The organism is Paenibacillus sp. CF384 (assembly GCF_900106745.1).
Taxonomy (GTDB): Bacteria; Bacillota; Bacilli; order Paenibacillales; family Paenibacillaceae; genus Paenibacillus_Z.
Window position 1 is genome coordinate 1 of record NZ_FNNV01000018.1, and the last position, 15,528, is coordinate 15,528.

14 protein-coding genes are annotated in these 15,528 nt (G+C 52.0%); 10 read left to right on the forward strand and 4 right to left on the reverse strand.

Annotated features, from left to right (window positions below; genetic code table 11):
• Nucleotides 1-124: 124 nt before the first annotated feature.
• On the reverse strand, nucleotides 125-1,303 hold the full coding sequence (locus BLW29_RS24285; RefSeq protein WP_090984496.1) for a conserved virulence factor C family protein: 1,179 nt from the start codon (nucleotides 1,301-1,303) through the stop codon (nucleotides 125-127).
• A 146-nt stretch (nucleotides 1,304-1,449) separates the two neighbouring features.
• Between BLW29_RS24285 and BLW29_RS24290 the strand changes: the two genes are divergently transcribed.
• The 6 genes from BLW29_RS24290 (at nucleotide 1,450) to BLW29_RS24315 (ending at nucleotide 7,171) form a co-directional block, all read left to right on the forward strand.
• Nucleotides 1,450-2,385, forward strand: coding sequence for an MBL fold metallo-hydrolase (locus BLW29_RS24290; protein WP_090984773.1), 936 nt, complete (start codon nucleotides 1,450-1,452; stop codon nucleotides 2,383-2,385).
• Between the two features lie 72 nt (nucleotides 2,386-2,457).
• Nucleotides 2,458-4,080: an ABC-F family ATP-binding cassette domain-containing protein gene (locus tag BLW29_RS24295; RefSeq protein WP_090984498.1), complete on the forward strand. Its 1,623-nt coding sequence runs from the start codon at nucleotides 2,458-2,460 to the stop codon at nucleotides 4,078-4,080.
• Nucleotides 4,081-4,319: 239 nt separating this feature from the next.
• A complete protein-coding gene (locus BLW29_RS24300) occupies nucleotides 4,320-4,802 on the forward strand; it encodes a zinc ribbon domain-containing protein (protein WP_090984500.1) in 483 nt (160 codons plus the stop codon).
• 144 nt (nucleotides 4,803-4,946) lie between these two features.
• Entirely contained in the window at nucleotides 4,947-5,525 is a 579-nt protein-coding gene (locus tag BLW29_RS24305) for a class I SAM-dependent methyltransferase (protein WP_090984502.1), read from the forward strand.
• A gap of 105 nt (nucleotides 5,526-5,630) precedes the next feature.
• Nucleotides 5,631-5,867, forward strand: a complete 237-nt coding sequence (locus tag BLW29_RS24310; RefSeq protein WP_090984504.1) for a hypothetical protein — start codon at nucleotides 5,631-5,633, stop codon at nucleotides 5,865-5,867.
• A gap of 314 nt (nucleotides 5,868-6,181) precedes the next feature.
• Nucleotides 6,182-7,171, forward strand: a complete 990-nt coding sequence (locus tag BLW29_RS24315; RefSeq protein WP_090984506.1) for a C40 family peptidase — start codon at nucleotides 6,182-6,184, stop codon at nucleotides 7,169-7,171.
• Between the two features lie 544 nt (nucleotides 7,172-7,715).
• Here BLW29_RS24315 and BLW29_RS24320 read toward each other — a convergent pair.
• Nucleotides 7,716-8,831, reverse strand: a complete 1,116-nt coding sequence (locus BLW29_RS24320) for an MGDG synthase family glycosyltransferase (RefSeq protein WP_090984508.1) — start codon at nucleotides 8,829-8,831, stop codon at nucleotides 7,716-7,718.
• Nucleotides 8,832-9,016: 185 nt separating this feature from the next.
• Between BLW29_RS24320 and kapB the strand changes: the two genes are divergently transcribed.
• The 4 genes from kapB (at nucleotide 9,017) to BLW29_RS24340 (ending at nucleotide 13,151) form a co-directional block, all read left to right on the forward strand.
• A complete protein-coding gene (kapB, locus tag BLW29_RS24325) occupies nucleotides 9,017-9,409 on the forward strand; it encodes a sporulation phosphorelay system protein KapB (RefSeq protein WP_090984510.1) in 393 nt (130 codons plus the stop codon).
• A 43-nt stretch (nucleotides 9,410-9,452) separates the two neighbouring features.
• Entirely contained in the window at nucleotides 9,453-10,019 is a 567-nt protein-coding gene (gene pyrE, locus BLW29_RS24330; protein WP_090984512.1) for an orotate phosphoribosyltransferase, read from the forward strand.
• 92 nt (nucleotides 10,020-10,111) lie between these two features.
• Nucleotides 10,112-10,696 carry a TetR/AcrR family transcriptional regulator gene (locus BLW29_RS24335; protein WP_090984513.1) on the forward strand — a complete coding sequence of 195 codons (585 nt, stop codon included), beginning with the start codon at nucleotides 10,112-10,114 and terminating at the stop codon, nucleotides 10,694-10,696.
• A 433-nt stretch (nucleotides 10,697-11,129) separates the two neighbouring features.
• Nucleotides 11,130-13,151, forward strand: coding sequence for a YhgE/Pip domain-containing protein (locus BLW29_RS24340; RefSeq protein ID WP_090984515.1), 2,022 nt, complete (start codon nucleotides 11,130-11,132; stop codon nucleotides 13,149-13,151).
• A gap of 283 nt (nucleotides 13,152-13,434) precedes the next feature.
• Here the strand turns inward: BLW29_RS24340 and BLW29_RS24345 are convergent, their stop codons facing one another.
• Entirely contained in the window at nucleotides 13,435-13,806 is a 372-nt protein-coding gene (locus BLW29_RS24345; RefSeq protein ID WP_090984517.1) for a hypothetical protein, read from the reverse strand.
• 112 nt (nucleotides 13,807-13,918) lie between these two features.
• Nucleotides 13,919-15,259: an SGNH/GDSL hydrolase family protein gene (locus tag BLW29_RS24350; RefSeq protein WP_177186806.1), complete on the reverse strand. Its 1,341-nt coding sequence runs from the start codon at nucleotides 15,257-15,259 to the stop codon at nucleotides 13,919-13,921.
• Nucleotides 15,260-15,528: the final 269 nt, after the last annotated feature.

The following is a 15,528-nucleotide window of genomic DNA, read 5'->3' on the forward strand; positions in this document are numbered from 1 at the left end:
CCAACCCCACCCCCAACCCCACCCCCAACCCCAACCCCAACCCCAACCCCAACCCCAACCCCAACCCCAACCCCAACCCCAACCCCAACCCCAACGCTCAAGCTGAAGCTAGCAGGCTAAGTAATTATGGTTGTGATTTATTGCTTCTTTGCGCTGTCATTTGCTGCCAGACGGATCCGGCAGCTTCTTCGCCGCGCTCGATTCGTTCCAGGGCGATGCGCGCCTGCAGGCTGACCTCGAATTCCGGGTCAGCCGCAGCTGCTTGCAGCGCCTCTGCCGCGGAGTCGTCGCCGACCTCGTAGAGGAAGCGGGCGGCCCGCCAGCGGACGAGCTTGTTGCGGTCGCGCAGCGCTTCAATCATGGCTGGGATCGCGGCGGGGTCGCCAAGATCCGATAGCGTGTCGCCGGCGGTGCGCCGCACGGAAGCGGAAGCGTCGCGCAGTGCCGCGATGAGGAGCGGCATCGCCTCCGGCAGGCGCAGCTCGCCGAGATAGACGACGGCCAGTCTCCGGATGGAGACGTTGTCGTCGGAAATGGCTTGGGCGAGCAGCGGGAGCATCGCCGACTCCGGCGCGGTTCGCGAGAGCGCCTCGTAGCGCACGCTCCACTCCGGCGATGCGAGCCGCTCGGCGAGCTGCTCTGCCGTCAGCGGCGCAGGCCGCGCAGCCGGGGCCGCCGGCGCATCGCCAGGCGCGGCGCCGAGCGCGATCGCTGCCGCGATAAGTTCCTCGAGCCGCTCCTGCGGATACGCGGCTTCAAGCTCCCTCACAAGCTCCGCTGCAATCTCATCGGGCTCGCCGTAGCGGACCCCGAGCTCCTCCAGCATTCGCTCGCGAATCATCGACGAGGCGGCTGCCCGCGTCACCGCCTCCGTGAACTGCGCGGGTAGCGCCGCACGCGCTTCGCCGCCGGGCGTGCGTACGCGCACCTGCATCGGGATGCCCCGATACAGCTGCACGAACGCGTGCGCTTCGCCGAAGCTCTCTGCGCCGGGCACGACTGCGCCAGTGCCCGTACCAGAGCCTTCGGCCGAGCCGGCCTCATCGCCGCTCACAAGGATGCGCCGCGCTTCGGCCAGAATCCGCTCCCAGTCAGCCCCCGGCTTCCGGTCAAGCGCGATAAAATCGGTCGTGCGGAACAAGCCGCGCACGCCGTCGATGCGAAGCAAGCTGTGCAGCGGTTCAACCGCACTGTCGGCATCACTAAGGGCAAGGCTAAAGCGCTGCCCGGATGGGAGCTTCTCATTCACATTCAATTTCATTGTATTTGGACTTGGCGTCGGTTCAATACCAAGTAATTTCATGTGGTTTTCCCCCATTCCCGTTGATTGTTAGACTATATTGTAAACCATTTGGCAAGGGGACTACAATCGGAATTCAAACTGCTGAACGCTGTTTGCGTAATGGATTTAAGCTTGGTATCTTTGAAACAGACAACACGACGGGAGACGTGAGCACCATGCGCTTTGAAAATATAAATCGGGAAGTCGTACCGAAAACATTCAAGGAAGTCAGACAATGGCGCAGGGAACGCGCCGGCAAGATCAAGCACAAAGACTATTCCTATACCGTCCCGACCGCAGATCCGGACTTGATTTATTTGCATTCCAATTCAGCTGACCCGTCGTTGACGTGGATCGGTCACTCTACTTTTCTAATCCAGCACTCGGGACTTAATATTATGACGGATCCGATTTGGGCCGAGAAGCTTGCGTTGCAACGCCGGCTGTCTCCGCCGGGTCTGGCAATTCAAGATGTACCGCCAATCGATGTCGTCTTAATTTCTCATTCTCATTATGATCATCTTCATATGAAATCACTCGAACAGCTCAAAGGCAGCAAAACATTGATCGTCCCTGCCGGGCTGGCAAATAAACTGCGTCGCAGAGGCTTCTCCTCCATTATTGAGCTGGCGTGGTGGCAGTCGGCTTCAATCAGCGGCATCACGTTTACTTTTGTACCGGCACAGCACTGGACGCGCCGTACCTTGACGGACACGAACAAGTCGCACTGGGGCGGATTCATCATCGAATCCGAACTGGCGCCTACGGTATATTTTGCAGGGGATAGCGGGTATTTCGACGGATTCGCAGAAATTGGCAATCGTTTCGATATCGATGTTGCACTGATGCCGATCGGAGCTTATGAACCGGAATGGTTCATGGGGCAGCAGCATGTGACGCCTGAGGAGGCGTTGCAAGCCTTCCTCGATGTGCGCGCCAAGCGGTTCGTTCCGATGCATTACGGCTCGTATAAATTAGCCGATGACACACCGCGCGAAGCATTGGATCGACTGGAGGCAGAGAGCAAGCGGCTTTCGCTGCCGCGAGGAAGCGTTATGATCCTGCCTCATGGGGAAACCGTTCGATTAAATGATAACAAGTAGGCAATCCTTCGCGATTTTATGCTATAATGGTGTGATGAGTAGATCTTTTAGTGAAGGACGGGATTGTTTACAATGATTAGTACAAGCGGCATAACGCTTCGTTTCGGTAAGCGTGCGCTATTTGAAGATGTAAATATTAAATTTACGCCTGGCAACTGCTACGGCTTGATTGGTGCAAACGGCGCAGGCAAATCGACGTTTCTGAAGATTCTTTCCGGCGAAGTAGAGCAAACGAGCGGCGAGGTTCATATTACGCCAGGTGAACGCTATGCGGTCCTGAAGCAGAACCATTACGAATACGATGAGTTCCTCGTGCTCGAAACGGTTATTATGGGTCACAAGAAGCTATATGAAGTCATGAAAGAGAAAGACGCGATCTATGCGAAAGCGGAATTCACCGATGAAGACGGCATGCGTGCAGGCGAATTGGAAGCGGAATTCGCAGACATGAATGGCTGGGAAGCGGAGTCCGAAGCAGCAGGCATGCTGAACGGTCTTGGCATTACGCCGGATCTGCACGACAAGAAGATGGCTGAGCTTTCCGGTAACGAGAAAGTCCGCGTGCTCTTGGCACAAGCCTTGTTCGGTTCCCCGAACATCCTGCTGCTCGATGAGCCTACCAACCATCTCGACATGCAATCCATCGGCTGGCTGGAGGATTTCCTCTCCCGCTATGAAGGCACTGTCATCGTAGTATCCCATGACCGTCACTTCTTGAACCAAGTGTGTACGCATATTGCGGATATCGATTTCGGCAAAATCCAGATGTATGTCGGTAACTACGACTTCTGGTACGAATCCAGCCAATTGGCGCTGACGCTCATGCGCGACAACAACAAGAAGAAGGAAGACAAGATCAAGGAGCTGCAAGCGTTCATTCAACGTTTCAGCGCGAACAAATCCAAATCCAAGCAAGCGACTTCCCGTAAGAAGCTTCTTGATAAAATTTCCCTGGATGACATTCGTCCTTCGAGCCGTAAATATCCGTTCATCAACTTCAAGCCGGAGCGCGAGGCAGGCAAACAATTGCTGCTGACGGAAGGTTTAACGAAGACTGTTGACGGCGTGAATCTGATCGACAACCTGACGATCGCAATCAACAAAGGCGACAAAATCGCACTTGTTGGACCGAACACGCTGCCGAAGACCATCTTGTTCCAATTGCTTACGGGTGAGATCGAACCGGATGCAGGGTCGTACCAATGGGGGATTACAACGACGCAAGCGTACTTCCCTAAAGACAACTCCGAATATTTCGACGGCGTAGAGATGAACCTGGTCGACTGGCTTCGCCAATATTCCAAGGATCAGGACGAGAGCTTCATCCGCGGCTTCCTTGGCCGGATGCTCTTCTCCGGAGACGAGGCGCTTAAGAAAGCAAGCGTACTGTCCGGGGGCGAGAAAGTTCGCTGCATGCTGTCCAAAATGATGCTGTCCAGCTCGAACGTTCTTCTTATGGATGAACCGACGAACCATTTGGATCTCGAATCCATTACGGCGCTTAACAACGGCTTGATCGACTTCGACGGCACGCTGATCTTCACATCGCATGACCATCAGTTCGTCCAAACGATTGCGAACCGGATTATCGAAATTACGCCTAACGGTGTAATTGACCGTATGATGTCCTACGATGAGTACCTCGAGAGCGCTGAAGTGAAAGCGATTCGCGAGCGTATGTATCCAGCCGAATAGTCTATATCTATTCAATCGCGCATGGTTGACGAAAGGACTGACCGAGATGCTTCTCGGCAGTCCTTTTTTGCTATGTAATGCTTTAATTTGTTCTTGCGCACTTGTCTGGCACATAAACTATAGCAATAGCCTATTGTAGGGTTCTGTCGTATATTAGGACTTTGGATGTGCATGACCTGTCAGGGCGGTTTATGTTAAAATGACAATAATAGATAAATAGTTGAAGGAGTCGATCGTAAATGTCCTTTTTCGATAAAGTCAAACAAGGTGCATCGGAAGCGGCGAAAAAAGCACAACAAACCGTTGAAATCACGAAGCTGAAAGCCCAGATTTCCGGTAAAGAAAGAGAAATCGAGAAAGTGTATGCTACCATCGGAGCAGCGGTTTACCGTGCGCATCAAGCGCATGACATGGCTTCTGCCGAGCATGAAGTGTCAAGCTGCTGCTTGCAGGTAGATGAGCTGCATGTAGAAGTCGGCCAGCTAGAGGAGCGAATCAAGATGATTCGTTTCGAGAAAACGTGCAGCTGCGGCAAAGTCGTTGCGCTGGATACGAAGTTCTGCCCGGATTGCGGATCTGCACTTGGCGATGAACTGAAGAATGAAACGACTGTCGGCGAAATCGTTGTCATCTGCAACACCTGCAAAACCGAGAACGAGCTGAATGCTAAATTCTGCGTTTCTTGCGGCTCGGGCTTATCCGCCTCCGGTTCCGGATATTAGCACCTTAATATTATTACAAAGCAGTCCCTATGCGCCTATTGGTGTACGGGGACTGCTTTTTTTATTGTTGTACATGTGCCGTTACGTTACAAGGACATGCTCATAAACTAACAGAAGAGCTGTCAGGCGAAGGAGGTAGCAGAAGTGGCATACGAAACAACGGACCGAGATTTCAATGCAATGCTTCATCAGAAGCTTACGAATAGGGAGAGTTTGCTCGATATCGGGAGTGGTCCCTGTGTCCTGCTGGACACTTTTCCCTATGCACATATTGTCGCGCTTGAGATTCATCGGCCTTATCTGATTAACCGGGCAACGAATGCCAGTCATATTATTCCCTTAAATGCGGATGCCAGGGAAATGAATAAGTTGTTTGTGCCAAAGTCGTTCTCAGCGGTAGCGTTCATCGATTCTATCGAGCATTTCACCAAGCATGATGCGCATTTGCTCCTGCAGAAGGCGGAGGCGATTGCCAAGCACCATGTCATCGTTTATACGCCGCGAGGTTTCTTCCCGCAGCAGTATGTGGATCACTTTGGACTGAACGGGGAGAAGTTCCAAACGCATCGCAGCGGCTGGGAGCCGGCAGAACTGGAGGAGCTGGGTTACGAGGTCACCATTATGAAAGGCATGCATGATCAGCGAAATCCGGCTTTTGTTCACGCATTTGGCTTGGAGCATACGCCTATTGATGCCCTGCTGGCCATTAAGTATTTGGGATAAATAATATTTTGTACGGATATCGATTCACTATAGTGCTGTTATGGTTACAATTTGGATATATATAGTAATGTCCTTGCGATATCTTACACTTGGGAGGCGTTGGCTATGCTCGTACCCGTGGAATCCAAACAAATCGCATTCTGTTCGTATAATGAGGACGAGGCATCTTTGTATTTGTACTACCATACAGGAGATGTGGCTATTTTCTCGTCCATCGGGAAACTTGATTATCAGTCGGTCATCGATTCTCCAAACCGTTATGATACCCTCATGCTGGTGACCAAGAAAAGCCAAAGTGAATCAGAGCTTCATGCATTTTTTCCGGAATTGGAAAGGAATTAACAGGCCATTCGTAGGAGAACGATATTGGAATTATTTACATGATTGCAGAAGGCGCAGAAGAAACTAGTGCTTTAGGCTTTCTTATAGGACTGAAGTGCTTTGGGGTGAAACATAGGAAATGCTTGGGTCCGCTTGAAGACATCTCCGATAAGGAGGTGTCTTTTTTGCGTGTTTAGGTTTGTGTGATAGGGCTATCCGACTAGCGAGCGGGATGACAAATGAGACATGTGGACGATATATGCATCTTCCGTAGAACCGTACAATTGGCATTAGGGCAAAAAGCCTACAGCACGACCAACACAAGGAGGATCAAAATGAAAAAGTTTACCGCATCACTGCTAGTCTTGATTTTATCTGCTCTACTTGTAATGCCAGCAGTGATGGGGGCCTCACCGGCTCCAGCACCTGTCGTCGGAGAAATTCAATCCAGTGTAAGTTTCCGCAGCGCACCGTCTACTTCTTCAACCGTTTACAAATACTTGAAGGCTGGCGATAACGTTGTCATCTTGGAGCAAACGAACGCAAGCTGGTACAAAGTACAAGACGTTCTCGGCACCATCGCATATGTCTCTTCTTCCGATAAATATATTGAAATCATCTATAACGCATCGATCGTTTCATCCGTTTCGTTCCGTAAATCCGCTTCCACAGACGGCACGCGTCTACGCTATCTGAGCAAAGGTGAATCGGTCCTGGTCACAGGTCAGCCAAACAGCGCATGGTTTGCTGTAACGGATTCCAAAGGTGTTAAAGGTTATGTTAGCACTAGTGAACAGTACATATCGCTTGGTGCAAGCTTCTCGCTGCCTAGCGGCACGAAGCCTGGTTCAGGCACAGGCGGCGGAGACACGACTCCGAGCGCACCGCAATTGATCGAGAACACAATCGCAGCCGGCATGAAATATTGGGGAACGCCATATGAGTTCGGCTCCGATCGTGATACGACGACTACATTCGATTGCTCCGACTTCGTACGCACGGCATTCCGCGAAGGGGCAAAGCTGACGCTTCCTGCTGATTCGCGCAAGCAAGGCGACTATGTGAAAGCCAAAGGCGCAACGAAATCCGATTGGCGTTCGCTGAAACGCGGCGACCTGATGTTCTTCATGGAGTACAAAGGCTCCAAAGCTTCCAACTATGCAGGCATCAACAAAGCGACTGAAACCATCACTCACGTAGGCATCTACCTTGGAAATGGCCAAATCCTACATACGTATTCCACAGAATCCGGCGGCGTTCGTACCAACGACATCTCGGGCGGACAATGGGAGAACCGCTTCTTGTTTGGCGGAAGCGTGCTTTAAAGAATAGTAGATTGACGAAACCGGAAGGGCCTTGGGCCATTCCGGTTTTTTTGTTGTTGTTGTTGGTGGTTGGAGGCTAGTGTCAGAGAGCTGGAGCAGAAGCGGGAAGCTGGTGACGGGATACACGAAATGTTGCAGAAAACGCAGCATTTCACTGGAAATCATGCTTGAAATCAGAAAATGTTGCGCAAAATGCATCATATGTGTGCTGTAGTTCATAATAGGAGGCCGTCGGACCGAAAATGTTGCATTTTGAGCAGGATTTGGTGGATTTCTTATACTAGGTGGCAGAAATGATGCATTTTGTGCAACAATTTAGAATTTCTGAACCAGCCAACCTCGCCGACCCCGAACCCAACGCCAATGCCAACCTCGCCCCCGACCTCAACCTCTAACTCAAATCAACCTCAACCTCAACCTCAAACCCAACCCGCCCCGACCTCAACCTCAAACTCAAATTCAAACTCAACCCCAACCCCAACCCCAGCCCCAGCCCCAGCCCCCAACTAACTTCTTCACCAGTAAACCGAACAGAAAAAAACCGTCACTGCAGAAACTGCAGGACGGCGCGGGAGCATTCCATCGGATTATATTGTTGGTTGCGTTTGTTTATTAGATCAAGCCGGTGCTGTCCGGAAGTATAAGGTTCTTGAATAAGGGCGAACCATTTATCGATCGTTTCAGAAGAGATTAGCATCTCGCCAAAACCGCTCGCGACGAAGTATTCGCAGTTCACTTCTTCTTGTCCTGGAATCGGTTCGTAGAACAGCATCGGGATGCTTTTGCTTAACCCTTCCGTACATGTCATGCCGCCGGGCTTCGTAATCAACAGGTCGGAGACGTCCATCAGCTTGTTGATTTCTTTGGTAAACCCAAGCACCTTGATGTTTGAATGCTGGAAGCTCGGATCGGCCAGCATCCGCTCGCGTACTTTCTCGTTGTTGCCGACACAATAGATCAGCTGAATCTTATCGCGCCAACGGGTCATGTAGCTGAGCAAATCGTCGCTGTACATAATCCCCCAACCACCGCCCATAATAAGGACGGTTGGCAATGGTTTCAAATCAAACTGCGCCTGCAGCTCCGACTTGTCATGCGTTTGCCAGAAGTTCGGATGTACCGGAATGCCGGTAACCTCAATTCGCCCAGGTGAGATGCCGCGGTCGGTCAGCTTGGTCTTCACCTCATTGGTGGACACCAGATATTTGGTCACCTCGGAGCTTGTCCATGTGCCATGAGCATCATAATCGGTAATGAGCGTATAGAGTGGAACTTGCAGCCCAAGCCTCTTCAGCCGCGAAACGACTGCATTAGGTACCGGGTGCGTGCATACGATCAGATCCGGCTTCAATTGGGCGATCACCTGCGAAGTATGCGTGTAGAAAATACGATGCAGCGCCAGCTGAGCGAATCGGTTAAGTGATTTTTTATATTGTCTGCGGTAAAGCTTTCCGAGCAGCTTCGGTTGTTTAGTCACTGTTTTGCGATATGCGGATACAATCAGCGGGCCGATGACCGGATTAAGAAAATTGCCCAGCTCAATGACGCGAGTCTGAATTGTAGAATCAAGTGAACGAAGACCTACCGCAAGCGCGTAAGCCGCCTGGGTATGCCCGGAACCGAACCCTTCGGAAAGGAGCAATACTCTTTTTTTTCGCACATTATCACCTGCTTCTTCTACCGGTTCAGGAATCCCTAAGAACTCTCTATCTCATATTACGCTGTTTTCCCTTTGCAGCACAAGATTGGAATTAAGACTTGCGTATGATTGCATCCTTATTCTATGCTAAAAATTAGGCGGTTCGCGGAAGCAGCGAATACGGACAAGAATGGAGTGGTTACAACATGCAGCAAAATCAAAAGTTTATTCCGGAACAAGGCTCTATCGTAACGTTTACCTATAAATCAGGCAACTATGCAGGGGAAGTTATGGAAACAGGCGGACCACGCGCATTGATTAAAGTACTGGCGGTATTGAAGCACCCGGAGCAGGGGGATTTGCACAATCCCTACAATCCCGATGTGCCGATGTTCCATGAACGCAGAGCGCTTAGCTACACCGAGAAAACGAATGTACCTTATGGAGATATCAGCGGACTTTACCGGGGAGAAGTCCCATCGTACAAAGAGTCGCTTACAAGAGCAGTGGCGGCTGAGATCGAGGCGATCGACCGTCTGAAGCGCTGGGCGGAGCGCGGTCTTGAGCAGCTGAGGCAGTTGGAGAAAGAGTATAAGTAAGGGAATGACGAGAGCAGCTTAGGCAGCCGGAGGGGGACACGGTATGAATAGAAATGATTTGGCACAAGGGATATATAACAGCTCGCATTTGTCGGGGAGTTTTACGCTGCGTTCCGGTCAAGTGTCGGAGACGTATTTTGACAAATATTTATTTGAAGCGAACCCTCGCTTGCTTGGCGCGATTGCCTGTGAACTGGCCTTATGCATTCCGGTTGGCATCGATGTCCTTGCCGGACTTGAGATGGGCGGCATCCCTATTGCGACGGCTCTGTCGCTGGAAACGAATATCCCCGCGGCTTTCGTACGGAAGCAGGCGAAGAATTATGGGACATGCAAGCTTGCCGAAGGCGCGGAAGTGCGCGGCCAGAACGTATGCGTCGTGGAAGATGTCGTCACAACCGGCGGACAGATCCTGCTTAGCGTTGCGGAACTGCGCGCAGCCGGCGCTATTGTAGAGGATGTTATTTGTGTCATCGAACGGAACCCGGATGGTCGCAAGAAGCTCGAGGAAGCGGGACTGAAGCTGCATGCTTTGTTTACGATCGAAGAGCTTGAGGCAGCGGGCAGTAAGGTGGATGCAGCGCCTTTGGGAGAAGATTGGAGCGATTGATGAGTAATTGGTGACCGAATGACCATATTGTAATTTTGGTCAGTTGGTGCTATTATGGCTTATATCATGTTGAAGAAGGAGGCTGCAGCGCAATGGATCAGAAGAAAACGGTCGACCGCAGAATGCAAATTGTGGAGGCGGCAGGGAAATCGTTTGCCATGTTTGGCTATAAGGCGACGACGATGGAGCTGGTTTCCAAAATCGCTGCAGTCGGCAAGGGAACGATTTATACGTTTTTTGCAACGAAAGAAGACTTATTTAATGAAATCATCGGGCAGCTGGCTGCCGAGCTTCGGAGCTTGGCGGAGCGCACGATTGATCGCAAGCGGAACTTCTTCGATAACTTAGCCGCCGTACTGCACGAGCTGCTGTTGTTTCGCGAGAAGCATGAGCTTATCGTGAAATTGTCGCAGGAGATTCGCGATCTGGGTACGCCGATGGCGAAAGATGGCGTGGCGAGGCTTGAACAGGCCATTTACGCTTTTATCCAGCATGAGATTGAGCTTGCAATTGAGAAGAAAGAGCTGCGCGGAGTTGATCCGGCGCTTACTGCTTTTGTAATCTTGAAGCTGTATGTTGCAATCGGCGTCGAGTGGAACCGAAGTCACCAGTTGTCGCGTGAAGAGCTTGCGGCTTATTTTACGAGTTTGCTGCGTGAAGGTGTTGGCGTGAAGTAAGGTAAGTGTGTCTAGCTGAGTGACGGAGTTGGTCGGCTGCAATGTGTAGGTTGAAGTGCGGAGAGGACTTGCGTGCGAGGCAGAAGTTCGGAGAGAACGTGTGTGCAGGCAGAAGTGCGGAGAGTACTTGCGTGTAGGCAAAAGTTCGGAGAGGGACGCGCGTGCAGTCTGAGGTTCGGAGAGGGACGTGTGTGCAGGCAGTAGTTCGGAGAGTACTTGCGTGCAGGTAGAAGTTCGTTGAGAACGTGCGTGCAGGCAGAGTTCGGAGACAACGTGGCGTGCATGCAGAAGTTCGGTGAGAACGTGCGCTCAGACAGAAGTTCGGAGTGCATCGGCTAGTTGGGGAAGGTGGACTAGTCATTTTTTTTGAAGTAAATTGACCGAAAAACCAAATCAGTCATTTATTCATTTCTGTTATGGAGGGGAAAGCACTATGCGAGGTTTATCATTGTTTGGCAAGGAGTTTAGCCGGATTGTTCGAAATCCGAAGCTCCTGATTCCGATTGTTGGGGTGTTGTTCATCCCGATTATGTACAGCGGCATGTTGATTGGGTCTTTTTGGGACCCGTATGGGAAGCTGAGTGAGCTTCCGGTGGCGGTCGTGAATGAGGATGCCGGCGCACAATTCGAAGGGAAACCGCTGGCTGTCGGACAGGATTTGGTGGACGAATTGAAGGCGAATCCGGAATTTGATTGGGCTTTTGTGAGCCGCGCTGAAGCGGAGAAAGGCGTTCAGGATGGGGATTACTATTATGTCATTGAAATTCCGGAGTCCTTCTCCAAGCAAGCGACCACGCTGCTGGATGAGAAGCCGCAGCCTGCGGCTATCCGGTACGTGTCCAACGATAGCGGCAATTACTTAGCGGCCAAGATCGGGCAAGCTGCCATTGAGAAGCTGCAAACCGAAATTTCGCAGCAGGTGACAAAAGCCTATGCGGAGGCGGTTTTCTCCAGCATTGGCGATGCGTCCGATGGTATTGTACAAGCGAGCGAAGGTGCGGGAAAGCTGAGCGATGGCGCTTTGGATGCGGAGAAAGGTACCAAGCTGCTGCGCGATAATGTATCGAAGCTCGCTTCCGGCACGGAGCAGCTCGCCGGAGGCGTTAAGGCGCTTGGCAGCGGCGCCGGACAATTGGCGGCCGGCACGGCCACGGTTCGTGACGGCTCGGCGGCGCTCGCAGCCGGGCTCGGCAAGCTCGAGGCTGCCGGCGCGCAGCTCGGCGGCGGAGCTAAGCAAGCCGCCGAGGCCGGTGCGCAGCTGGCCGAGGGGCTTGCCTCGGCGGAGCAAGGCGGGGCGCAGCTCGCCGGCGCAGCCGAGAAGCTGTCGGCGGCGCTTGAGGCGTACGCCGCCGCAGCTTCGCCGGATGCAGCGCAGGCTCCCGCGCTGCAGGAGCTCCTCTTCGCAGCCCGCGCGGTATCCGCGGGCGCAGCCGAGCTCTCTGGCGGCAGCGCGAAGCTGGCCGCCGGCGGCGCGCAGCTGCAGCAGGGCCAGCTGCAGCTGCAGCAAGGGCTAGCGGCGCTGCACGCGCAGCTCGCAGCCGCGCAGCAAGGCGGCGCCAAGCTAGCCGCCGGCGCCGAGAGCGCCGCGGCCGGTGCCGCGAAGCTGGCGGACGGCGCCGCCGCGGCAGGCCGCGGCGCGGCCGAGCTTGCCGGGGGCTCCGGCAAGCTGGCTAGCGGCTCCGCCGCACTTGCGAGCGGCGCGGAGCAGCTCGCAGGCGGCACGGCCGAGCTGTCAGGCAAGCTCGGCGATGCCGCGAAGCAAACCGGGGGCATCACCGGAACCGATGCCCTGTACGACATGTTCGCGAATCCTGTCCATGTCGATGAGCACAAGCTGACCGACGTGCCGAACTACGGTACGGGCTTCACGCCGTACTTCCTGTCACTTGGTCTGTTTGTAGGAGCACTGCTTTCCACAATGGTCCTCCCGATGCGCGAAACCGGACTGAAGCCTCGCTCCGGCTGGAGCTGGTTCGTCAGCAAAGTATTGCTCTTCATCGTAGTTGGTATCGTGCAAGCATTAATTGCAGATGCGATTCTGCTCTACGGAATCGGTCTCAAAGTGAACCATTTAGGTGCTTTCATAGGCATGTCGATGCTGGCAAGTGTCACTTTCATGATGATCGTACAGTTCCTGGTTACATTGCTTGATCAACCGGGACGTTTCGTCGCTGTCATGCTGCTCATTCTGCAACTCACTGGCAGTGCCGGCACGTATCCATCTGAGCTCGTCCCATCATGGCTGCAGCATATCAGTGCATGGCTGCCGATGACATACACAATTAGCGCCTTCCGCGAAATCGTGACAGGAAACGAACTGCTGACTGTCGGCAGCAAAGCACTGCACACAGCAAGCTTTGCAGTCGTGTTTGCAGTACTATCCCTACTCGTCTTCCTCATGCTGCATCGCAAAACAAAACGCACTACAACAACAGAACTCACAACAACAGCGTAGCTCCCAAAGCCACACATTGGCTAAAACACCGCGAAATGAACGAAAGAGTAGCTCCCGGAGCTACTCTTTGTTCAACTAACATTAGTTTTAGTGCAAGTGTAGCTCCCAGAGCTACAGATTGGCTAAACCGCCGCGAAATTAACGAAAGAGTAGCTCCCAGAGCTACTCTTTGTTCAACTAACATTAGTTTTGGTGCAAAAGTAGCTCCCAGAGCTACTCTTTGTTCAACCAACATAAGTTTTAGTGCAAGTGTAGCTCCCAGAGCTAAAGTAGCAAAAAAGCGTTACTGGGTACTCCACAAGGTTTGCAAAAAAATCACCATTCGATCCACATCGAGCGTGTCCCAAGAATTTACTCGAAAGAAGCGAACCAGCAAGTCTACAAGGAGCAACTCCACCGGTTTTAGCTTCAAGAAGCCCACCAGCAAGTCCACATGAAGCAATTCCACCGGTTTTAGCACAAAGTAGCGTACCAGGAAGTCCACATGGAGCAACTCCACCGGTTTTATCCTCAAGAAGCGAACCAGCAAGTCTACATGGAGCAAATCCACCGGTTCTAGCACAAAGAAGCCAACCAGCAAGTCCACATGGAGCAAATCCACCGGTTTTAGCGCAAAGAAGCCCACCAGCAGGTCCACATGTTGAGCCAATTCCATGTATTTCCTCTAATGTAGCCCAGCGTCCCACGCGCCACATTCCCACCTCCGCAAACAACAAAAAAAGCACGAATTCACTAACCCAGTGAATTCATGCCTTCTTCCTAACAACTTAAGACTGGATAAACACAGTCGCAATCGGTTTGCGATAAACGACCTGATAGCCAAGACCCTTGGACAATGCCGCGAGCGGCAGGTAGGTCACTGAGCTGCCGCCGGACTGCTGCAGGTATGCAGGCGTCTCAAGCGGAACGGTTTGACCGTTTACTTTCATCGTGTCTGCTCCAATGGTGAAGGCAACGACCTTGTCCCCGGACTTAATGGTAGCCGTGCGCGACGGGCCATCCCAGACGAGAGTGGCGTTCAACGCTTTCGTGACGTCGCGCATGGGGAGGAACGTCGTGTTATTTTTCAAAACCGGTTTATTATCGCTCTTCAATGCTTTCCCGTTTACGACAACACGCAGCGGCGTTCCCGCATCCAGAGCTTCCGGGTCGCGATAGTCGCCCCAGATTCCTTGGGCAAACACTCTTCCCATCACGTCGTAACCGGATTGCTTCGGATGAATATCTCCTCTAAGGATAGAGGTGTAGCTGAGCTCTTTACCGCGGAATGGCGTCGATACATCGACGGTTCGCACATCGAAGCCTTCTTTCGTTAGCTTAGCGGCAATCGCTTCGGTTTGTGTTTTCAACTTAGCCACGCCATCGGTTAATACCGCATACTGTTCTTGTGTGATGGTTTGATTAATCGTGGAAGGCTTCGGCGCAGGCAGGTACTGGTCGGCAAACACAACCGTAGCTTTTGGGTTTAACTTGAGAATCGTGCGCAGCGATGCTTCTAATGAAGGATAATAACTAGCCAATAAGGCATCTAACCGAGTTTGCAGCGCCGACGCACTGATTTCTTCATCATTTAAAATGTCATTGAAGATCGGCGTGAAATCATTCCCGCCAATCGTGAGCACGATCAAATTCGCTTTCTTCAGATCTTCGCCAAGCTGTGCGCTCTTCGCGACAGTTGCTTCAGCCAGTGGATAAGTAGATAAATTCGGTTGCAACTGATCTGCCGTTATACGTGTTCCCGCCGCCGCCGCTTCCAGTAGTTTTTGCAATCCGGGCGATTTCAAACCTAGAATCCCGTAATTCACCAGCTCAGCACGTCCGTGATACAGCGCCTGCTCGTACAGTCGATCGACATAGCCGTAAGGAACCGAGCTCTCCGACATGCCCAGCTCATAACCAAGCGTCAATGAATCGCCAACGCCAACAATACGAAGCGGTTGGTTAACCTCAGCCTTCGGAGCGGTGATTGCTGAAACAGCCATAATAGGCGTTGAAAATGAAGCTGCCGCAGAAGCCCAAGCTCCGCTGCTTCCAACTGTACCTACTAACAAAGCGGCCGCCGTGAAAGTGATTGTCCACTTGGGCAATTTCCTGAATTTGCTATACATATTCACCACATCCTTTTGCATAATTATGCGTTTTATTTGGTGGTATCAATTTTCAGTTATTTTTTTGAATTGCTGCTGTGTCGTGGTAAAGAACACTTATCACAATCATAAAAATATTAAATTGATATCGTAATGCACTGGTGTTAAAATAATATAATAACTTTTTTCAAGGGATGTATTATTGGAACGCAACCTTTTCATTAACCTGCGTGTACACCTTCATTTTATGCGATTTCGCTTTCGAAATGAAGCCGGATTCCATGAATAAG